This window comes from Sphingomonas changnyeongensis, assembly GCF_009913435.1.
In the GTDB taxonomy this organism is placed as follows: domain Bacteria; phylum Pseudomonadota; class Alphaproteobacteria; order Sphingomonadales; family Sphingomonadaceae; genus Sphingomonas_B; species Sphingomonas_B changnyeongensis.
Genome location: NZ_CP047895.1, coordinates 1,216,608 through 1,237,333, shown reverse-complemented (window position 1 = coordinate 1,237,333; position 20,726 = coordinate 1,216,608). Strand labels below are relative to the sequence as shown.

Sequence of the window (20,726 nt, the reverse complement as noted above, 5' to 3'; positions counted from 1 at the left end):
GCGCGTGGGGCCAGCGACTGCCGCGTTCAGCCCGCCCCGCTGCCGGCCAGCAGCCGGCCGATCGCCGCCGACGCCTGCACGCGCAGCTCCGGCATGATCCGCGCGGCCATGTGCAGATGCCGGTCGAACGCGCGCTCTGCCGGGGCGCCGAGTTCGGCGAAGCGGACGAGCGTGGCGAACAGGATCGCGGCCAGCTCCACGCTCGCCGCATCGGCGATCTGCCGCTCGATCCGCTCCAGCTCGTCTTCGCCCACTGCCGCCGGCTCCTTCCGCGTGCGACCTTGCCGTCAAGCCCCGGGGGGCATCGGCACTATGCTCGGTCGGACGCGCGCGGCCGCGTCGGCCGGGCCGGCGTCATTGGCCGGCCTTACCGGCCAAGCTTACTGGAGTTTCGGCTCGGTCTGGATGTGCAGGGCTTGGCGGGCCCTGGTTGCGGCGCAGGAACAGACGCCGCGCACACGCGGGCTGCGAACCGCTGCCGTGGCACCGGCGACGATCGCCGGCGCGACAAGCGCGGCGACAAAGGGCTGGTTGAACAGCCGCGCCAGATTGCGGCCCGCGCGACGCCAGGGCTTTGGCACGTCGATGCCGCCAATCCGTTTGGGTACCCAGTTCCTGCTCATCGCCGGTTCCTTTCGCGGCGGCCCTGCATCCGGCCATCCCGGTCAGGCACCGCACCGCCGACCCCGCACGTCGACCGTGCTGCATGGACGCAGCTTAGAGGCCGGTGGCGGGCGGGCTCAATTGCGGAGTCTACGAACACGCCCCGCTCTCAGCGCAGCAACGCCGCGACCTCCATGCGGGACAGAATGGCGTCCCCGGCGCGCACCGACAGGCGCGCGCGGTAGCGCCCGGGCGGCCAGCCGCCGGCCGGCGCGCGCAGCCCCAGATGGGTAGCCCAGACGAGATAGGGCCGGTCGGGCCGGACGGTGCGGCGCGCCAGCAGCCTGTCACCGGGACCGATCAGTTCCAGCAGCACCTCCTGCCCGGGATCAGGTCCGATCAGCTCGGCCAGCCCGACCAGCGGCGCGGTGCGGGACGGCGGCGGCGCATCGTCGATCAGCGGCGGCTGTGCGGGCGCGGTCGTCAGCACGAAACGGACCGGCTGGCCGCGCACATAGCGAAAACCGGCCAGCACCGCCCCGGTCCAGAGCGGGCGGGCGGGGCCGGTGCCGCATGCGGCGGGCGCAGGGGTGCCGGCAAAGGGATCGACCGGCCGGCCATGGTGGCGCAGCGCGAAATGAAGATGCGGATATTCGGTCTCGCCCGACAGGCCAACCAGGCCGATCGCGTCCCCCGCCCGCACCGTGTCGCCGGGCCGGACCGACACGCTGCCCCGGCGCAAATGGCTGTACTGGCTTTCCCAGCCATCGCCATGATCGATGATGACGGCATTGCCGGCCGCCTGAGCCGTGGCGACGGACGGTCCGCCGACGCCCACCGGCCGGTCGGCGACGCCGTCGCGGATGCGCAGCACCGTGCCGGCGGCAACGGCGGTCACCGGCACGCCCTGCATCATCGCGGTCAGGCCGGGGATGCGGAAATCAACGCCGTCATGCCCGTCGGTCGTCACCGGGCCGCAGCGATAGTCGGTCCGCCCCGGTCCGGGATCGACATCGACATATTTCTGGATCCAGCAGGTCCGGCCCGGCTGGCAGTCGAGCGGCAGGGCGAGCGCGGGCAGCAGGGCGAACAGGGCGGCGATCATCGCGGATGGGCCTTTCGGGGCGTCCGGCTGCGCATGGTCAGAAAAAACCGATCACGTCATAATCGGCCAGACCGCGCGACCATTGGTTGATGTCCTCAACGCCGGTCGCGCCCAGATCTTCGAGCGCGCCGAAGCTGAAATCGGGCAAGGCGACGCTGCCCAGCCCGGCAATGTGCAGGATGATCAGCATCGCGACGGGATCATAGCTGACCGTGACCAGAGCGCGGTCAAAGGCGCGGGGATCGTCGACATCGAACAGGATGGTGTCGCGGTTGGGCGGGCTGATGCCGGTGATGACATCGTCGCCGAACGGCGCGCTGAGGTCGAACACGAAACGGTCCTTGCCGGTGCCGCCGGTCAGCACATCGTCCCCGGCCCCGCCATACAGCCAGTCATTGCCGTCGCCGCCGTGCAGGACATCATTCCCCCATCCGCCGAACAGCCGGTCATCGCCGCCCCCGCCGGACAGCCGGTCGTCCCCCTGCCCGCCGTCAAGCCAGTCCTGCCCCGCGCCGCCGTCGAGCATGTCATCACCGTCATCGCCGGCCAGATGATCGTCACCATCGCCGCCTTCGGCATGATCGGCCCCGGTGCCGCCGGCAATCGCATCGCGTCCCGCGCCGCCGGTCAGCCGGTCATCGCCGTCGCCGCCGCTGAGCGCGTCATCGCCCGCCCCGCCGCTCAGCACATCGTCGCCCGCGCCGCCGTCCAGATCGTCATCGCCGTCCTGCCCGGCGATCATGTCCGCACCGGTGCCGCCCGATGCGCGGTCGTCGCCGGTGCCGCCGGCCAGGCTGTCATCGCCGCTGCCGCCGTCCAGAACATCGTCGCCCGCGCCGCCAAACAGGCCGCCGGGCCAGATCAGCGGCCAGTCCGCGATGTCGTCGCCAAGCGCTTCAAGCTCCGCGAGGCTCAGCGATGCATGGTCGTGCCCCGCGCCGCCGACGAGCAGATCGGCCCCGGCCCCGCCCGCCAGCAGATCCCGGCCGCTGCCGCCATCGAGGCGGTCGTCCCCGTCCTCGCCGAACAGCAGGTCGGCACCCGCCCCGCCGCCAAGCAGATCATCACCGCTGCCGCCCCACAGCCAGTCCAGCCCCGCGCCGCCGTCCAGCGCGTCATCGCCATCGTCGCCGGTCAGCACATCGTCACCGGCCCCGCCGGCCAGCCGGTCGTCATCGGCCTGACCGCGCAGGAAATCGGCCCCGTCGCCGCCGTCGAGATGATCGGCCCCGTCATCGCCGAGCAGATAATCCGCACCGCCAAGGCCGGATATGCGGTCATCACCGCTGCCCCCGTCGATGCGGTCGTCAAAGCCCGATCCGGTCAGCAGATCGGCACCGCCGCGACCGAACAGCAGCACGGGCGCGGCGAAGCGGCCGGGATCATCGTCGCCGTCGCCGCCGACATGTTCGACCGGCTCGGGCTGGTCGACGACCGGATCCTCGGTCGGCGCATCCTCGGGCAGATCGGGGTCGGGAGGAGGAGGAGGTGGTGGTGGTGGTGGTGGTGGTGGTGGCGGTGGTGCGGGGGTCGGCCCCGGCACGGGATCGGGTGCCGGTGCCGGTGCCGGCGTCGGCGAGGGCGTCGGCAGCGGATCGGGAAGCTGCGGTGCGGGCGGCGGTGCAGGGTCGGGGATCGCAGGGACCGCCGGCACGGGGACGGGGCCGGACCGGGCACCGGGTCCGGCGCGTTCGGGGGATCGGTCGAGGGGAGCGGAGCCGGAGTTGGCCCTGGCGCTGGGCTGGGGGCTGGAACCGGTGCCGGGACGGGATCGGGCGCGGGTGGCGGCGCGGCCATGTCGGGCTCCGGTGGCAGGCCTGGCTCCGGCGGGTCCGGCAGCTGCGGAGCGGCGGGTGAGTCCGCATCCGGCGCAGCGGGCGGCGGGTCAGCCGGGTCGGGATCGGGATCGGGGTCACGGTCGCCCGGCGGCTGCGGCAGCCGCGCGGCGGGATCGAGGGCTGCGGGGCGCAGCATCGCGTTCCCCGCCCCGGCCAGCGGCGCCGCTGCGCCGCGCGGCGGCCGCGCCGGCGCGCCGCGATCGGCAAGGTCGGGGCCGATCAGCGGCGGCGTCACGTCCGCGAGCCCGGCGGGAGCCGGCACGGCATCGGCACTGGCGGTGCTGCCGGGCGGCCGCGCCATCGGCAGCTTCGGTTTGTCCGACAGCCCCACCAGTCTGACCAGGAGCACCGGACCAACCGACACGGGGTCGGTGACCATCTTGTGGCCTTCTCTCTGCATCCGGCCCGTGCGGGCCGGCTGTTATCCGCAATCTCGTCGTCGCGGTCGGCAGCAGAGTGGCGGCGATCACCGCCCGGCGATATCCCCAGCCGGGGACGCGCGCGGGCCTGAGACGGGCCGGCAAAAGACAGAAAAAGGGGAAGTGACGGCGGCCCGCCACTTCCCCAGTGCAGAGGTCCATCCGGTCATCCTGGTGCCCAAGGGGTCAGGGGCCTTTGTCTGGCCGGATGAACGCGAAAACAGCTGGAACCGATCAGGAAAACACGATCATGTCGTATCCTGCATTGCCCTGGCTGTAGCTGTTGATGGCATCCACCGAATCATAGAAGCCGGCAGCAGCAAGGCTCTGGTTGAAGGCATCCGCCTGCGCCCAGAAATCCTCGATGATGACGATGCCGTTGGGGCCGGCGATCAGCACGTCGAGCGCGTCGCCATCGCCGTCCCAGTCGTCGGTCAGCACGGTCAGGTCCGAGTCCGGATCGAAGCCGCTATCGACGTCATAGACGATCTGGTCGCGGTTCGAGAGGCTGAAGTCGCGGCCGCCCGTCGGCGAGACGATCAGGTCGAGCCCATAGCCGCTGCTCGACCCGGTCTCGTCGAAGTTGAACGCATCCTTGCCGGTCCCGCCGGAGAGGATGTCATCCCCCTCGCCGCCGGTCAGGCTGTCATTGCCATTCTCGCCTTCCAAATAGTCGTCGCCGTCGCCGCCACGCATGGTGTCGTTGCCATAGTCGCCATACATGGTGTCGTCGTCGTCACCGCCGTTCATGGTGTCGGCACCGCCGCCGCCCCACATCAGGTCGTTGCCGTCACCGCCGTCCATCGTGTCGGCGTTGCCGACGATGCCGACCGTGTCGAACAGATTGTCGCCATAGAGGGTGTCGTCGCCGGACCCGCCGGTCATGGTGTCGCTGCCCAGTTCGCCGGCCAGCAGATCGTCATTGTCCCCGCCCGCGATGACGTCATTGCCGGTCCCGCCGAGGATCCTGTCCTCGCCGTCGCCGCCGTTCAGCACGTCATTGCCGGCACCGCCGTCGATATCGTCGTCGCCGGTCCAGCCATCGATGTCATCGGCGCCGTTGCCGCCGAGCAGCGTGTCGTCGCCGGTGTCGCCGAAAATGTCATCATCGCCGTCGCCGCCTTCGACATAGTCGTTGCCGGCATCGCCATCGATCGTGTCGTCACCGGTCTCGCCATAAATGGTGTCGTTGCCGTTGCCGCCGTTGATCGTGTCATCGTCGCTGGTGCTGAGATCGGTCGGGTCGAAGAACGGATCGCCATTGCCGATGATCGTGTCGTCACCATCGCCGCCGTCGAGCACGTCATTGCCGACGCCGCCGGTGATCACGTCGTTGCCGGCCTCGCCCTGGACATTGTCCTCGCCATCGTCGCCGTTCAGCACATCGTCGCCGGTGCCGCCGAACACGGTGTCATTGTCGGCACCGCCCTGGACGAAGTCGTTGCCGGCACCGCCGCGGATCAGATCCTCGCCGGCATCGCCGTCCAGCTCGTCATTGCCGTCATCCCCGTCCATGACGTCATTGCCTTCGCCACCGTCGAGCTGATCGTCCTCGGTGCCGCCGGACATGGTGTCGTTGCCGTCATCGCCCCACAGCAGGTCGTTGCCGGCGCCGCCGCTGATCCGGTCATCGCCGCCCTGGCCAAACACCTGGTCGTCGCCATTGCCGCCATTGATGACATCGGCATTGCCCTGCGACGGGTCATATTCGCCGTCGGCATTATAGGCGAAGCCGTCGGGCTCGCGCCCGCCGACCGGGTTGGTGCCGTTGCCCGCGCCCATATTGGCGGTGGTGGTGACGCCGAAGCTGTGGCCATTGTCGCCGAAGATCACGTCATTGCCGTCGCCGCCATTCAGCGTGTCGACGCCCACGGCGTTCAGGCCGCCTTCGATATAGTCATCGCCGGCATCGCCGTTCAGCGTGTCGGCCCCGGCCTGACCGAACAGATCGTCATTGCCGGTTCCGCCATTGCCGGTGTCGTCGCCGTCGCCGCCGACGATCCGGTCGTCGCCCGACTGGCCGTGCAGCGTGTCGTTGCCGGCACCGCCATGGATGAAGTCATGGCCGCCGCCGCCCCAGGCGGTGTCGTTGCCAAGGCCGCCGAGCAGCGTGTCATTGCCGTCGCCGGGCTGGTCCAGCCCTGCCAGACGGCATTGCCCGGGCCGAGCACGACGAACGAGGCATTGTCGCCGACCAGCGTGTCGTTGCCGGCACCGCCTTCCACACGGTCATTGCCGTGGCGGCCGATCACGACGTCGTTGCCGCCATCGCCATACAGGTCGTTGTCCAGATTGTTGCCGAAAACCCGGTCGTCCCCGCCGCCGGCGCGGGCGTTATAGGGCAGCGCCGCCGTCGTGTTGCTGGTCATCAGGTCGATGGTTTCGGCAAGGGCGGTGCCGATCACCTGGGCGCGCGCGGTTGCCGCCTTGGGCGCAGTTGGAGCTACCATGTCGATCCTCCGTCTTTGGGCCGGAGCCGGCCGTTCAGGACCATCGCCCCGGATGAGAGCGGGACGCCCTCACACCGCTGAACTAGGATCGAACCGGACGCCCCGACATTCCTTGATGGGGACAATCCGCAATAGTTTTCAGTTGCTTGACTGTCCCCGAATGGGAGCAGCGGGCACCGTGTCGAGGCGCGCGCTGCCGCCAGCGGGGCGCTTCAGCGCCAGCCGTCCGGTCGCGGCCAGCACGGTGGCGCGCGCGACATATTCGTTGCGCACGGCGCGCTCCATCGCCGCGCGCGCCGCCAGCAGTTCATTGTCGGCATCGAGCACGTCGATCAGCGTGCGCGAACCGCCGCCAACGGCTTCCCGCCGCACCCCCTGCGCCGCCTGTTCCTGGGCCAGCACCGCCCGGTGCGCGGCGGCGATGGTGCCGGTTGCCGCCGTCCAGCGCGCCCAGGCGGTCTCAACGTCGCGCACCGTTTCGCGCAGCGAGGCGGCGATCTGCTGCTGGCGCTGCGCCCGCACCGCGCGCGCACGCGCCAGCTCGGCATATTCGCGCCCCTGCTGGAACAGCGGCACGCGCAGCTCGACGCCGCCATAAACCGCCGATCGGTCATTGGGCAGCCGCCCGATGAACAGATTGGCGACGCCGCCGGTCAGAAACTCATAGCCGCCGACCAGATCGACCTGCGGCGCAAACGCACCGCGGGCGACATCCACGGCCTTTTGCGCGGCGGCGGCAGTGCCGCGCGCGGCGCGCACCACCGGGCTCGATTCGGCCAGCTGCCGTGCTTCGTCGAGATTGGGCGGGATCGGCGGCAGGTCCGGCAGCGCCGGAACGACCAGCGCAGGGCGGCCGGCCACCGCCGCGAACGCCGCCGCGCTGGCGGCGACCGCCTCCTCGACCGCCAGCACATTGGCCTCGGACACCGCGAGTCGCGCCTGTGCCTGGCTCTGGTCGGTCACCGTCGCTTCGCGCAGCTCAAGCAGCCGCGATGTCGACTGGAGCCGGTCGGCAACCGCGCGCGCCTGCTCCTCGGCAAATGCGCGGATGCGACGGTCCCGGTGGGCGTCGGCGGCCGCGGTCAGCAGGTCGAGCAGCACCTGCTGGACCGTCGCCTCGAGCGCGGCGCGCCCCGATTCGAGTTCGGCCTGCGCCTGCCGCACGGCATTGGGCGTCCGGAACCCGTCGAACAGCGGCAGCCGCGCCTCGACATCCACCTGCCCGATGGTGAAGCTCTGGTCGCCCGCCCGCCATGAATGGTCAGCTGCCGCCGCTGCGACAGCGCATTGGCCTGCAATGACGGCAGATAGCCTGACTGCGCCGCCCGCAGCCGGGCGGCGAGCGCGTCGACGGCGGCGCGCTGGGCAAGCACCGTCGGATTGGTGGCCAGCATATCGTCGGCAAGCGCCGCCATGTCGGCGTCCTGTGCCCGCGCCGTCCCGGCACCGGCGGTTGCGACCAGAGCGGCTCCCGCCGCAGCGAACAGGCGCAGGCCATCCAGCATGTTCGATACCCCTTTCATCGCGGTCGGAAACCGGGCCGTTGCGCACCCTGCGACCCGCGCCGTGATCCGCACTCCGGCGGTTCGATCATGGTCACGGAAAAAGGCCCGAAATCCCTGAACGGGGACATAAAAGGCGCCGCCCGGCGCCTGTATTCGTATATTCCACAATAGAGCCGACAGACCTGCAAAACTAACAAAGCCCAAATCCCGGCCTTGGCAGCACTGTCATTTTCCGGAAATCATTATTTACATCGATATTCCAGACATACGGTCGCAGCAGCGAAACAATAACATAATATTTCAAATAAAATACTGAAACAGCAAGGGGTTCATGCACGGTGGATACTGCCTGCAACCTGCCATCGGCGGCCGCATCATGTCCGGACGGGATCCCTGACGGATTTCAGTCGACGCTGAACGCCCGGGCGGGCTGGCGCGATTTCCTGTCGGGTCTCGGCATCAAGGCGGCGGTCATCTCCTGCGAAACGAGCGGGGCCTGCGAACCGGGCGGGGCCTGTGCAGGGCGGTATCTTTACATCATCGGGCTGGACGAGCTTCAGCAGGACGCGCGCCGCGCCGCATCGCTGATCGGGCTGGCCGAGCGGATCTGGCACGAGTTTCCGGGCAGCCCGTTCACCAGCTTCACCCTGCCGCTGATCCAGATCGTGCGGCCCGAGGCGCGCCTGTGGCAGACCCCGTCGGTCCAGCCCGGCAGCGCGGAGACGAGCCAGCTGCTCGCCCGTTTCGCCTATGGCGCGGTCATCCGCGCGGCCGGGCCGGGCGGCGCGCTGGCCGGGCTGTTGCTGCGCACCGCCGATGCCGGTCCGTTCACCGCGGCGGTGGAACGGCAGGTGCTGGACGCGATCCCGCTGTTTCAGGACGCGGCGCTCGCCAGCGCCGAATCCAGCCATCGCGGCCGCCAGCTCGCCCGGCTGACCGCGATGTTCGATCAGGTCTCGGTCGCGATGATCCTGACCGACCAGGCCGGGACGGTGCTGTTCGCCAACGAAAGCGCGCGCGAGATGCTCGCCGGGCGCGGCTTTGTCGTGCAGGCGGCGAATGGCCGGATCGCCTGTCCGCGACAGGGGCAGACCAATGCGCTGCGCGAGGCGATCCGCCGCGCCTGCGGCACACCCGGCGGAGACGGGGCGCACAGCTGTTTCCGCATCGGCGATCCGGTCGATGACTGGCGACTGGCGGTCGTGGTTCCCGGCAGCCCGACGCTCGCGCCGGCGGCGGACGGCTGCGCGATGCTGCTGATCCTCGACCCGCACCGCCCGGACACGCCGGGCGAAATGCTCGGCGCGCTCGGCCTGCTGCCGTCCGAACAGCGTTTCCTGCAGGCGTTTCTGGCGACGGACAGCCTGTCGGATGCCGCCCGCCGGATCGGGCTGACCGAGGAAACCGCGCGGACCTATCTGAAACGGGTACGCAACAAGCTTGGCGTTCACCGCCAGCTCGAACTCGCCCGGCTGGTCTATGGCCTCGCGCCGCCGATCCGGTCCGCCGCCATCCTTGCAATGGAGCAGGGCCGATGATCCATCCCCGCCCCCGGCCGTCCCCGGAACGCCCCCTCGCCCCGCTGCTGCGGCCGTGCCGCGCCGCGCTGCGCCGGGTGATCGTGTTTTCGGGCATCATCAACCTGCTGACGCTCAGCACGTCGCTCTACATGATGCAGGTCTATGACCGCGTGCTGACCAGCCAGAGCCGGGACACGCTGATCTTCCTGACGCTTGCGGTGTCGCTGGCGATCCTGCTGAGCGCCGTTCTGGAAGGGGTGCGGCAGGCGGTGGCCAACAGCACCGCCGGCTGGTTCGCCGATCATCTGGGTTCGCGGCTGCTGGCGCGCGCGCTTGAACAGCGGCTGGTGATCGCCGGCCGCCAGCTCGACGTGCTGCGCGAACTGAACACGGTCAAGGGCTTCGCCGCCACGCCGACGGTGTTCCACCTGATCGACATGCTGTGGGTGCCGCTCTACCTGGCCGCGATCTTCCTGCTGCATGTCTGGTTCGGGGTGATCGCGACGATCGGCGCGGTCGCGCTGTTCGCCCTTGCGCTCTACAACGAACGCGCGACGCGCAACCGGGTGCGCGAAAACGCGGCGCTGGCAAATGCCAACATGCAGTTCGCCGAAAGCCTGATGCGCAACAGCGAGGTGATCGACGCGATGGGCATGGCGGACCGGACGGTCACGCACTGGGCGACCGGCTATACGGCCGAGATCGAGGCGGCGGAGCGAACGAACCGGCTGTCGATCCGCGCCGTCGCCGCAGCCAAGCTCGTCCGCCAGATGATCCAGATCCTGCTTTTGGGCGCGGGTGCGCTGCTGGTCATCGATCTGCAGATCACCGGCGGCGCGATGATCGCGGGCACGATCATCGTGGCGCGGCTGCTGGCACCCATCGACGCCTCGATGAGCTATTGGAAGCAGTTCGTGCTCGCCCGCCAGGCGTTTCAGCGGCTGGAGAGGTTCTGCGCGCTGCCCGCCATCCGCCGTTCCGACATGGTGCTGCCAAAGCCGCAGGGCGATCTGGTGGTCGACCGCGTGACCTTCATGGCACCGGGCGTCGGCACCCCCATTCTGAAGGGCGTCGATTTCCGCCTGAGCGCCGGCGAAATGCTGGCGATCATCGGGCCGTCGGCATCGGGCAAGACGACGCTGTCCCGGCTGCTGGTCGGGGTGCTCAAGCCGGTGCAGGGGCATGTCCGGCTGGACGGGGCGGACACGTTCGACTGGTCGCGCGGCGATTTCGGCCCGCGGGTCGGCTATCTGCCGCAGGATGTCGAGCTGCTGCCGGGATCGGTCCGGCTCAACATCGCCCGGTTCGACCAGCAGGCATTGCCCGAGGAGGTGATCAAGGCGGCGATCGCGGCGGACTGCCACCGGATGATCCTTGAGTTTGACGACGGCTATGACATGGTGCTGGGCGAAGGCGGCGGGCAGCTGTCGGGCGGCCAGCGCCAGCGCGTCGGGCTGGCGCGCGCGCTGTTCCGCGACCCGCGCCTTGTCGTGCTCGACGAACCCAATGCCAGCCTCGACACCCAGGGCGATGCGGCGCTGGCGCGCGCGCTCACCGATCTGAAGCGCCGGCGGGTGACGACGGTCGTTGTGTCGCACCGGCCGAACCTGTTGCAGCTGGCCGACAAGATCCTGGTGCTGCAGGACGGGCGGGTGACGAAGTTCGGGCCGGCGGCGCAGATCCTGCACGAACTGGGCGGCCCCCGCGCGCCGGTCCGCGCCCCGGCCAGCACCCCGGCCATCGTTCCCGCCGCCGCCGTTCACGGCCCGGGCGAACCCGTCGTCACCAGCTGAGAGGCGGACATGAACGCACCCCCGATCTTCCGCAGCCCCGAACTGGCATCGCTGTTCCGCGGTGCCGAGATCGCGGACCTTGCCCCGCGCAACCGCCGCGCGCTGCGGATCGGCTATGCCGCGCTCGCGATGTTTGCCGGCATCTTCATCATCTGGTCGGTGCTCGCCCCGCTTGAGGGCGCGGCCGTCGCCACCGGCCTGGTGCGCGCCGATGGCGGCGGGCGGCGGACGGTGCAGCATCTGGAAGGCGGGATCGTGTCGCGCATCCTGGTCCGCGAGGGCGAACAGGTGCGCGCGGGCCAGCCACTGGTCCTGCTGGACGACACCCAGTCGGGCGCGCAGCAGAGCGCGCTTCAGGCCGGCTATGACAGCCTGCTGGCCCAGGATGCGCGGCTGAGCGCGGAGCGGGCGGGCGCAGCCGCCATCACCTATCCCGCCGAGCTGACCGCACGGGCCGGGGATCCGGCGGTGCGCGCGATCATCGCCGCGTCCGACGCCGCTTTCCGCGCCAGGCGCGCGGCGCTGGCCGGGCAGATCGACATCATCCGCCAGCGCGTCGGCGGGGCGAGTGCGGAGCTCGGCAGCGCCACTGCCCAGATCGGCGCGCTCGACGACCAGAGCCGCCTGCTCGATGGCGAGATCGGCAAGGTCCGCACGCTTGTCGCCGAGGGGCTGGAGCGCGAATCCCGGCTGCTCGCGCTGCAGCGTCAGGCGACCAGCATTGCCGGCCAGCGCAGCCAGCTGGTCGGGGCCGCCGGCCGCACCAACAAGGCGATCGCCGAAAACCAGGCGCAAATGGCGTTTCTGCGCGGCCAGCTGACCAGCGACGCGGCGCTCGAACAGCGCGCGGTGCGCGCCGAGCTGGAAAGCGCGCGGCAGAAGCTGATCGCCGGGCGCGACATCAGCCAGCGGCGACAGGTGGTCGCGCCGGTCGACGGCAAGGTCGTCGGGCTGCGCATCGTCACGCCGGGTGGCGTGATCGGTGCCGGCCAGCCGATCCTCGACATCGTGCCGACCAACGAACCGATGGTCGTCGTCGCCCGGCTGAAGGCGTCCGACATCGACGTGGTCGCCGCCGGCCTTGACGCCGAGGTCCGGCTGACGCCGTTCAAGGCGCGGGTGATCCCGCTGCTGCGCGGGCAGGTGCGCCGCGTCGCCGCCGACGCCACCTGGGACGAACAGACCCGGACGCTGTATTACGAGACCGAGATCCTGCTCGATGCCGATCAGCTGCGGCGCGTGACCGGGCTGAAGCTGGTGTCGGGCATGCCGGCCGAGGTGTTCGTCAAGCTCGGCCCGCGCACGCTGTTCCAATATTTCCTGCAACCGGTCTCCGACAGCTTCCGGCGCGCGTTCCGGGACGATTGAGATGACCGCGCGGCTGGTGCTGACCATCCACTGCCCGGACCGGCCGGGGATTGTCGGCGCGGTTGGCGGGTTGCTGCACGGGCTCGACTGCAACATCGTCGAATCCGCCCAGTTCGGGGATCAGCAGACACGCCGCTTCTTCATGCGCATCGTCATCGAAAGCCCGTCGCTTGGCCGCGACGGCTTGCGCGGTGCGCTGGCACCGGTCGCCGGGCAATATGGCATGTCGGTCGCGGTCCGCGCCGCCGCCGACCGGCCGCGCACGCTGATCCTGGTGTCGCGCCCGGGCCATTGCCTGAACGACCTGCTCTACCGCCGCGACATCGGCGATCTGCCGGTGGAGATTGTCGGCATCGTCTCCAATCACCGCGACTGGGAAGGGCTGGTGGCGGCCAGGGGACTTGGCTTTCATCACCTGCCGGTGACGCCGGACGGGCGCGCGGCGGCCGAACGGCAGCTCAGCGATCTGGCGGCGGCGACCGGGGCCGAGCTGATCGTGCTCGCGCGCTATATGCAGATCCTGTCCCCGGCGCTGTGCGCGGCCTTTGCCGGACGGCTGATCAACATCCATCACAGCTTCCTGCCGGGGTTCAAGGGCGCGCGCCCCTATCACCAGGCGCATGCCCATGGCGTGAAGCTGATCGGCGCGACCGCCCATTATGTGACCGCCGATCTCGATGAAGGCCCGATCATCGAGCAGGAGGTGATCCGCGTCGATCATGCGATGCCGCCCGATCAGCTGGCGGCAGCCGGGCGCGACATCGAAAACATCGTCCTTGCCCGCGCGATCCGCTGGCACGCCGAAAGCCGCGTGCTGCTGAACGGCAACAAGACCGTCGTGTTCCGGTGATGCCGCGCCCGGCTGGCGGGACTGGATGTGGACATTCCGAATACCGGGCCGACCGCCTTCGGCGGCACACACTTCGCAAGGAGGCCGAAGCCATGAAAGCGCGTGAGATCATGACCAAAAATCTGCTGACCGTCGGCCCGGCGGTCAGCATTGCCGAGGCCGCGCGGCTGATGGCGATCGAGGATGTGGGCGCGCTGCCGGTGGTTGATCGCGGCATGCTGATCGGGGTCGTCACCGACCGCGATCTCGTCGTCCGCGCGCTGGCCAACCGGTTGCCGGGCAGCACGGCGATTTCGCAGGTCATGACGTCCAGCCCGGTGACATGCGACGACGATGCCAGTCTGGACGATGTGCTGGAGACCATGTCGGACGAACAGATCCGCCGGCTGCCGGTGGTGTCGGACGGGGGCGGCCTGGTCGGGATCGTGTCGATCGCCGACATTGCCGGCGTCAAGGGCGCTGCCCGCGACGTGGGCGAGACGGTGGGCGGGATCTGCCGGGCGCGGGGCCAGCATTGCCAGTCCGAGGCCATGGATGCCGCGCATTAGCCGGCACAGCCCGGAATCGGCAGGCGCGGCATCGGCAGGCTCCGCATCGCAAACACCCGGATCGGGAGGGCGGCTTGATGGACGATGTGGCATTTTTCATGCGCCGCATGGCGCAGCACCGTGCGCTCGCGGCGGCAGCGACGGCACCGCAGGTCCGGGCGGTCCACCGTGACTTTGTCGACGCCTATGAGGTGCGGCTGGCCCTTGCGCTGCTTGCCCGGCCCGAGGCGGCGGTCCCCGCGCGCGCCGAACTGTGGCTGTGAGACGCGCAGCCGTCAGCGCCATCGCCCTGCACGGCACGCCACGCGCCGCATGACACCCGCCACATCAGGGAGTTTGCGGATAGCCGTGCCGTGCCGCAGGGATCATTCCGCCATCATGGTGACCGGACCGAAACGCCGTCCGCCCGATGAAGTTGCCGCCGGCGACGGCGATGGCGGCGATGGCGGCCGCCCGCGCCGGCTGATCGCCGCCGCCATCGCGGCTGTGGCGGGATTCGTCATCGGTCGCCGCGCAACGCCGCCCGCCGGGGCCAGCGCGCCGGCCCGGAACCGGGACCCGAACCGGGACAGGTATCTGCGCTCGATCATCGCCACCATGCCCGACGGGATGATCGTGGCCGACAGGCAGGGCATGATCCTGTCGGTCAACCCCGCCGCCGAGCGGATGTTCGGCTGGCCCGCAGCCGAGCTTGAAGGGCGCAACGTGACGGTGCTGATGCGCCACAAGGACGCCGCCGACCATGACGGCCATCTCCGTCGCTATCTGCACACCAAGGAACGCCGGCTGATCGGCTTTGACCGGGCGATGATCGCGCAGCGCCGCGACGGCAGCCGCTTCCCGATCGAGATCACGCTGGGTGAGGACTGGAGCGACCAGCACGTCTTCACCGCCTTCATCCGCGATCTGGAAGAACAGGCGATCGCCGAAGGCCGGGTGGAGGAGCTGCGGGCCGAACTGGCCCAGGCGTCGCGCGTCAACGCGATGGTCGCGCTCGGATCGACGCTGGCGCATGAAATCAACCAGCCGATCGCCAATGTCGCCAATTATGTCGAAAGCGTCCGCCACATGCTGGCAAGCGCGCCCGAGGCCGACATGGCCGAAATCGATGCGGCGCTGCGCGAGGCGGCGGCCGAGGCGCTGCGGGCCGGCGACATCATCCGCCATCTGCGCGATCTGGCGGCAGGCGGCGAGGTGGAAAAGACGATCGAGGATCTGAGCCTGATCGTCCGCGAAGCAGCCGCGATCGGCCTTGCCGGGTGTCGCGACGGCGGCTTCGACGTCCGCATCACGGTCGCGCCGGCACTGGTTCTGGTCGACCGTGTCCAGATCCAGCAGGTGCTGATCAACCTGATGAAAAATGCCTGCGAGGCGATGGCCGGCAAGGATGTGCGCGAACTGACCATCACCAGCGCGGTCATCGACCGCGGCCTGGTGCGCGTTTCGGTGGCCGATACCGGAGACGGGCTGAGCCCCGAGATTGCCGATCACCTGTTCGATGCGTTCATGTCCACCAAGGCGAACGGCATGGGGCTGGGCCTCGCCATCTGCCGCACCATCATCGAATCGCATGGCGGACGGATCTGGGCGGAAGCCCGGCCGGACGGCGGCACCATATTCCACTTCACCATCGCGCTCGCCAGGGAGGTCCGGAATGGCTGAACGGCTCGTGCACCTGATCGATGACGAGGAATCCTTCCGCCGCTCCGCCTCATTCCTGCTCAAAAAATCGGGCTTCGAGGTGAGGCTGTGGGGCTCGGGCGACGAGTTTCTGAAAGAACTGCGCACGCTCAAACAGGGCTGCATCCTGCTTGACCTGAGCATGCCCGGGGCGGACGGCATGGAGGTGCTGTCCACGCTGATCGAGCGCGGCATCACCCTGCCCGTCATCATGCTGAGCGGGCATGGCGACATTCCCATGGCGGTGCGCGCGATGAAGACCGGGGCGGTCGATTTTCTGCAAAAGCCGTTCGAGCGCGGCGCGCTGCTCGCCGCGCTGCAGGCGGGGTTCGACCGGCTCTCCAGCGCCTGCGCCGCCGATCTGCAGCGCGAGGACGCACAGCGTCTGCTCGCCGCGCTGACCGAACGCGAGCTGGAGATTCTGCGCCGCCTGGCGAACGGCGCCCCCAACAAGATGATCGCCTATGATCTGGGCATCTCGTCACGAACGGTCGAGGTGCACCGCGCGCACGCGATGGCGAAACTCAATGCGCGCAGCTTTCCCGATGCCCTGCGCGTCGCCTTCGCGGCCGGGCTGCACCGGATGCCGGAACAGGCATGAGAGCATGTTCAGGCCGGGCGGACCCGCCCGCAGCGTAGAAAATACGGGATAACAAAAGCCTCGAGCGGCCATGCCGGTGCAGGTCGATCCTTGGCCGATCTAACCTGCATTTCTTTCATGGAAGATGGATTTCCGTTATTGATCCAGCGCGTCGCCGAACAAAAAATGGGGCTTGCGGAGGCGCCTCTGTCAACAGGGGGTGACGCATGCCGGAAATCTCGTTCGGGTCGCTGTTATCGACCTTCCGCGCCTCGCTCGATCTGGTCTCCAGCGAGCTGGATCTGAGGCTCGATGGCACTGATTTCTATGATTATGTTCTGCTGCTTTCGATCTTGCAGGCCAATGCGTCGGGCGCGCGCGGCGAAATCAGGAAACATTTCAGCATCAGATCGATCGCCGACGGCATCGGCCTGCCCAACGAAACCGCCCGCCGCCATGTCATGCGGCTGGCCGAAAAGGGGCTGGTCCTGGTCGACGAAACCGGCTGCCATGTCGCCCGGACATCGCCGATCTATTCGGAATATATCGACAATCTCGAAGCCGGCGCAAAGACGACCCATGCGCTGGTATCGCGCCTCGAACCGCTCGGGCTGGTGGGCGACAATGGCCAGCGGCTGGCCAGCGCCGACATCTGGATCACCAATCAGCGCAGGATCGGCCATCTCGCCTTTGAACACACGCTGCGGACGCTGACGTCCGTGCAGATGCTCTGCCGTCGCCTGTTGCCGACGATCCTGTTCGTCAAGGTGTTCACGATCAACACCAGCCGGGTCGGACATGATGCGCTGATCGACATCACGCCCGGTGCCTGCGCCGCGCTGGCCGATCGCGGGCTGCTCCGCCCCGCACGGGCGATCGATCTGGCCGGGAAGATCAGGGTCGCCAGCACGACGATCGGGCGTCATCTCCAGAGAGGCGTCACGGCCGGCCTCTACCGGCACACCCCGGACGGCCTGCTCGTTGATTGCGCGATGCTGGCGTCGGAACGGGGGATCGACATGATGGGCAAGACGCGGGCGAGCCTGGTGCGGCTGTTCAACGATCTGACGCAGCTCGCCCGCGCCGAGGCGCTGGTATCCTGACACCCGTTATCCTGAGCCCCAAGATCCTGAAACCGGGTATCCAGAAACAGTGCGGAGCAGCGATGAAGCGGCACCGCCGCATCTGCGCCATCAGGCCGGGGGCAATGGGCCTTCACGTTCCGGGGCGGGGCCTGCCCCGTCATGGGCGGCGCTGCGTTCCTCTTCACGCCACTGGAACAGCATCGATTCGATTGTCCGGCGCCGGCCCGGATCCGACTCGCTTCTGAGGATCGACTCATACTGGGCGATGTTTCGCCTTCGCACGAAACGCTCGATCACGGCCCATCACCTCCCGGCTTGTGGATAACTGGCCGCGACACCCCCGGAAAGCTGGCCCGTGCCCCATTTTGCGCCGGCTTATGGGACAGGCGGTCGGGGCCGCGCAAAATGTGGCGATTCCCAATTTGCGCCGCATCGCGGCTGCGCCAGCCTGACCGTCGGAAAATGGCCATGCGGCCATCGCCCCAGCCAGACGGGAGGTCATCGTGAAGACGGATGCCGACATTCAGCGCGACGTTCAGGCCGAGCTTGAATGGGAACCGAGCCTTGATGCCGCAGGCATCGGCGTCGCGGTCAGCCACGGCGTGGTCACCCTCACCGGCCAGGTCAAATCCTATGCGGAAAAGATGGTCGCCGAAAAAGCCGCCGGGCGGGTTGCCGGCGTGCGCGCCATCGCGGAGGAGATCAGGGTCTGCTACCCCTCCGATCCCAAGACATCGGATCAAGAAATCGCCCGCCGCGTCGCCGACCTGTTCGACTGGGATGTGATGATCCCCGGCAAGACTCTGCACGTGCAGGTGGAACATGGCCGGGTGACGCTGAGCGGAACGGTCGACTGGGAATATCAGCGCCGCGCCGCGCGCACCGCTGCCGGCAAGATCAACGGCGTGGTGGGGATCAACAACCTGATCGAGGTCCGCAAGGCCCCCGTCGCCCGGGATGTGCGCGACCGGATCGTCGCCGCGATCCGGCGTCAGGCGGATGCGGACGGCGAGACCATCCAGGTCGAAACCAGGGGCAACCGGGTGATCCTGAGCGGCCGCGTGAAAGCATGGCATGAGCGCCAGCTGGCCGAACGAGCCGCCTGGGCGACGCCGGGCGTGGGCGCGGTCGACGACCGGATCACGCTTGCGATCTGATCCGCAACCGCGCGCCGCCTGCCCCTCCAGCGAGACCCGGGTGCCATGACGCAAACGCTTTCTCAGGCCGGCACGGTGCCGGCAGCCGATCTTCCCGGTGATCGCGCGGCGATGGCGGCCGGGCCGCAACCGGCGCTGATCTGCCTCGACGATCTTGCCGGGGGCGGCGCGCTGCTTGCGCATGGCCGGGCGGTCGCCGCCGGGCTGAGCACCCCGATCACGCTCGGCCATGTGCTTGAAAACCGGCCGCATGACCTGGCTGCGGACGCGGCGCGCAGCCCGCTGCGGCGCGAGCGTGCCCATGCCAAGCTTGTCGATCTGGGCAGCGGGGCGCAGCGGCCGGTTCTGCTGGAAGGCCGGCCGTGCGACCAGTTGCTGCGCTGGATCGCCCGCCACCGCCCGGCCTTTGTCGCGCTCTACACCCGCGCCGCCGCGCATCCCGAGGTGCCCCGCCGGCTCGGCCATGTCGCGGCGACGCTGCTCGCCGAAAGCGGGACGTCGGTGCTGCTCGTGCCCCCAGAGATTCCCGCCACCGCGCGATACCGGCGGATCCTGTTGCCGCTCGACGGGTCGTTCGGCAGCGAACGCGCCATCCCAATGGCCGCCAATCTCGCCGCCGCCCATGATGCCGAGCTGCTGCTCGTGCATGTCGTGCCGGCCCCGGAACTGACCGTGATCGGCCCGATCGAGCGCGCGGCGATCGAACTGCGCGAGCGCGTGCTCGCCCGCAACGAACATGTGGTGCGCGACTATCTCCAGTCGATCCGCCACCGGCTGATGTGCGCGCGCCAGCCGGCCTCGGTGCATGTCGGCCATGGCGACGCGCGCGACAGCCTGCCCGCCATCGGCACGAAGCTCGGCGCGGATCTGATCATCCTGTCGACGCTGGGCAATGGCGGGCATGGCAGCCAGGGCTGCGGGCATGTCGCAGCGCATCTGGCCGGCGCGGCGCGCACGCCGGTCCTGCTGGTCAAGGCACAGGCGGGCGACGGGCCGGTGCCCGAGCCCGCACCGGCAGCGACCGTCCCTGCATGACCAGCCGCCCTATGGCGGCACCGATGGCGGTTTACCGGCATGTCCGCGAACATGACAGCAGATCACCGCACCACTTCATGCCAGCCGCCTGTAAGTACACCTCACAATTACCCGGCCCCATGACCCCGCCTAATATTTTTCCCTGACCGGCGCGCAATGGCCGGATGCTTCGCCCATTGGCTCAGGAAAAGGGGAATATCATGAACGCCCGACACATCGCTCTCGCAGGATTTGCCGCGTTTCTTGCAAGCCCTGCACCCGCTGCGATTTATCTTGTCGGCACCTTCGGCGTCCCGCCAACCCAGGCGGTCAATCTCGTCCCCTCGGTCATCGGATCGACCGGCCCGTTCCAGGACGAGTTCCGCTTCACCGTCACCGCACCGCTCACGATCGCCGCCAGCGGCTTTCAGACCACGGCGCTGTTTGCCGGATCCACCGAACTCAGCAATCTGGACCTCGGGCTGGTCCAGCTGCGCAGCGGCTTCGGCAATGCCGGCGCGCTCATTGCAAACTTTGTGAATGGCGGCGCGGTGAACGCGCTGGAGACGAGCGCGCTGGCGCCGATCCAGCTCGGCGCGGGACAATATACGATCGTGATCAACGGCATCGTCGGCACCGCGCCGGCCGATTATGACGGCTCGATCGTGTTCGCCGCCGTGCCCGAACCGGCGGTCTGGGCATCGCTGATCACCGGCTTCGGACTGATCGGCGCGGCCGCGCGGCGACGCCGCCGGTCGAACGGCCAGATCGCGGATCCGCAGCTGGCCTGACCCGCCGCCGATCAGGACGGGCCGAGGGTGCCGGGCGCAGACGCCGCCCGGCACCCTCGGCCCGCAGCCGTTTCCGGCGGGATGACATCGAGCCGGATCGTCATCGCCGCGCAATCATGGCCGCCACACCCCCAAACCGGCGATATGAGGAGATTCCACAATTGGCGCGCGGCGGCGGCCATGCGACAAGCAAAACGTGATCAGGAAGCCGAGCATTTTTATTGGCTTTGGGTGCAAACACAAAGCCTTGGTCCGGTGTTCGACGACGATCTGGTCATAAAAGCCGGCGGCGTTCCCCAAGATATGTCCTAACGGACATCGGACCGGGGGGATGCCGCCGGTTCATTTTGGCAGCGGCTGCGCCGCACCAATGCCGGATCGGCGGGGCGCGCGGATCCGCACCCCGCCTGTCCGCCAGCG

The 20,726-nt window shown here is 69.0% G+C and carries 20 protein-coding genes and 2 pseudogenes; 13 read left to right on the top strand and 9 right to left on the bottom strand.

Annotated features, from left to right (window positions below; all coding sequences use genetic code 11):
* Positions 1-26: 26 nt before the first annotated feature.
* The 8 genes and pseudogenes from GVO57_RS06135 to GVO57_RS15250 form a co-directional block, all read right to left on the bottom strand.
* Complete coding sequence (locus GVO57_RS06135; RefSeq protein ID WP_160592422.1) at positions 27-254, bottom strand: hypothetical protein; 228 nt, start codon at positions 252-254, stop codon at positions 27-29.
* 126 nt (positions 255-380) lie between these two features.
* Positions 381-623, bottom strand: a complete 243-nt coding sequence (locus GVO57_RS06130; protein ID WP_160592421.1) for a hypothetical protein — start codon at positions 621-623, stop codon at positions 381-383.
* 149 nt (positions 624-772) lie between these two features.
* Positions 773-1,708, bottom strand: coding sequence for a M23 family metallopeptidase (locus GVO57_RS06125; RefSeq protein ID WP_160592420.1), 936 nt, complete (start codon positions 1,706-1,708; stop codon positions 773-775).
* A gap of 37 nt (positions 1,709-1,745) precedes the next feature.
* On the bottom strand, positions 1,746-3,362 hold the full coding sequence (locus GVO57_RS06120; protein ID WP_160592419.1) for a calcium-binding protein: 1,617 nt from the start codon (positions 3,360-3,362) through the stop codon (positions 1,746-1,748).
* Between the two features lie 837 nt (positions 3,363-4,199).
* Positions 4,200-5,837 carry a calcium-binding protein gene (locus GVO57_RS06115; protein ID WP_160592418.1) on the bottom strand — a complete coding sequence of 546 codons (1,638 nt, stop codon included), beginning with the start codon at positions 5,835-5,837 and terminating at the stop codon, positions 4,200-4,202.
* A gap of 48 nt (positions 5,838-5,885) precedes the next feature.
* A pseudogene (locus GVO57_RS15595) lies at positions 5,886-6,074 on the bottom strand (calcium-binding protein); the annotation flags it as partial.
* Between the two features lie 137 nt (positions 6,075-6,211).
* Positions 6,212-6,334, bottom strand: a pseudogene (locus GVO57_RS15590) (hypothetical protein); the annotation flags it as partial.
* 219 nt (positions 6,335-6,553) lie between these two features.
* Positions 6,554-7,633, bottom strand: a complete 1,080-nt coding sequence (locus GVO57_RS15250) for a TolC family protein (protein WP_160592416.1) — start codon at positions 7,631-7,633, stop codon at positions 6,554-6,556.
* Positions 7,634-8,258: 625 nt separating this feature from the next.
* Here GVO57_RS15250 and GVO57_RS06095 point away from each other — a divergent pair.
* The 9 genes from GVO57_RS06095 to GVO57_RS06055 all read left to right on the top strand — a co-directional run bounded on the left by GVO57_RS06095 (position 8,259) and on the right by GVO57_RS06055 (position 17,362).
* Positions 8,259-9,458 (top strand): helix-turn-helix transcriptional regulator, encoded by a 1,200-nt coding sequence (locus tag GVO57_RS06095; protein WP_160592414.1) that lies wholly within the window; start codon positions 8,259-8,261, stop codon positions 9,456-9,458.
* Complete coding sequence (locus GVO57_RS06090; protein WP_160592413.1) at positions 9,455-11,233, top strand: type I secretion system permease/ATPase; 1,779 nt, start codon at positions 9,455-9,457, stop codon at positions 11,231-11,233. Before GVO57_RS06095 ends, GVO57_RS06090 begins: the two co-directional genes overlap by 4 nt.
* Positions 11,234-11,242: 9 nt before the next feature.
* Entirely contained in the window at positions 11,243-12,601 is a 1,359-nt protein-coding gene (locus tag GVO57_RS06085) for an HlyD family type I secretion periplasmic adaptor subunit (RefSeq protein ID WP_160592412.1), read from the top strand.
* Between the two features lies 1 nt (position 12,602).
* Complete coding sequence (gene purU / locus GVO57_RS06080) at positions 12,603-13,451, top strand: formyltetrahydrofolate deformylase (RefSeq protein ID WP_160592411.1); 849 nt, start codon at positions 12,603-12,605, stop codon at positions 13,449-13,451.
* 92 nt (positions 13,452-13,543) lie between these two features.
* On the top strand, positions 13,544-13,999 hold the full coding sequence (locus tag GVO57_RS06075; RefSeq protein WP_233281503.1) for a CBS domain-containing protein: 456 nt from the start codon (positions 13,544-13,546) through the stop codon (positions 13,997-13,999).
* 86 nt (positions 14,000-14,085) lie between these two features.
* Positions 14,086-14,262, top strand: coding sequence for a hypothetical protein (locus GVO57_RS06070; protein WP_233281502.1), 177 nt, complete (start codon positions 14,086-14,088; stop codon positions 14,260-14,262).
* A gap of 115 nt (positions 14,263-14,377) precedes the next feature.
* Positions 14,378-15,661 carry a two-component system sensor histidine kinase NtrB gene (locus GVO57_RS06065; protein WP_160592408.1) on the top strand — a complete coding sequence of 428 codons (1,284 nt, stop codon included), beginning with the start codon at positions 14,378-14,380 and terminating at the stop codon, positions 15,659-15,661.
* Positions 15,654-16,280 carry a response regulator transcription factor gene (locus tag GVO57_RS06060; RefSeq protein ID WP_160592407.1) on the top strand — a complete coding sequence of 209 codons (627 nt, stop codon included), beginning with the start codon at positions 15,654-15,656 and terminating at the stop codon, positions 16,278-16,280. The genes GVO57_RS06065 and GVO57_RS06060 overlap by 8 nt, the downstream gene beginning before the upstream one ends.
* Positions 16,281-16,486: 206 nt before the next feature.
* Positions 16,487-17,362, top strand: a complete 876-nt coding sequence (locus GVO57_RS06055) for a hypothetical protein (RefSeq protein WP_160592406.1) — start codon at positions 16,487-16,489, stop codon at positions 17,360-17,362.
* A gap of 90 nt (positions 17,363-17,452) precedes the next feature.
* Here the strand turns inward: GVO57_RS06055 and GVO57_RS06050 are convergent, their stop codons facing one another.
* Positions 17,453-17,641: a hypothetical protein gene (locus tag GVO57_RS06050; protein WP_160592405.1), complete on the bottom strand. Its 189-nt coding sequence runs from the start codon at positions 17,639-17,641 to the stop codon at positions 17,453-17,455.
* Between the two features lie 206 nt (positions 17,642-17,847).
* Between GVO57_RS06050 and GVO57_RS06045 the strand changes: the two genes are divergently transcribed.
* The 4 genes from GVO57_RS06045 to GVO57_RS06030 all read left to right on the top strand — a co-directional run bounded on the left by GVO57_RS06045 (position 17,848) and on the right by GVO57_RS06030 (position 20,618).
* Positions 17,848-18,501, top strand: a complete 654-nt coding sequence (locus GVO57_RS06045; protein WP_160592404.1) for a BON domain-containing protein — start codon at positions 17,848-17,850, stop codon at positions 18,499-18,501.
* 45 nt (positions 18,502-18,546) lie between these two features.
* Complete coding sequence (locus GVO57_RS06040) at positions 18,547-19,536, top strand: universal stress protein (RefSeq protein ID WP_160592403.1); 990 nt, start codon at positions 18,547-18,549, stop codon at positions 19,534-19,536.
* A gap of 200 nt (positions 19,537-19,736) precedes the next feature.
* Positions 19,737-20,306, top strand: a complete 570-nt coding sequence (locus GVO57_RS06035) for an FxDxF family PEP-CTERM protein (RefSeq protein ID WP_160592402.1) — start codon at positions 19,737-19,739, stop codon at positions 20,304-20,306.
* Between the two features lie 81 nt (positions 20,307-20,387).
* Positions 20,388-20,618 (top strand): hypothetical protein, encoded by a 231-nt coding sequence (locus tag GVO57_RS06030; RefSeq protein WP_160592401.1) that lies wholly within the window; start codon positions 20,388-20,390, stop codon positions 20,616-20,618.
* Positions 20,619-20,726 lie beyond the last annotated feature (108 nt).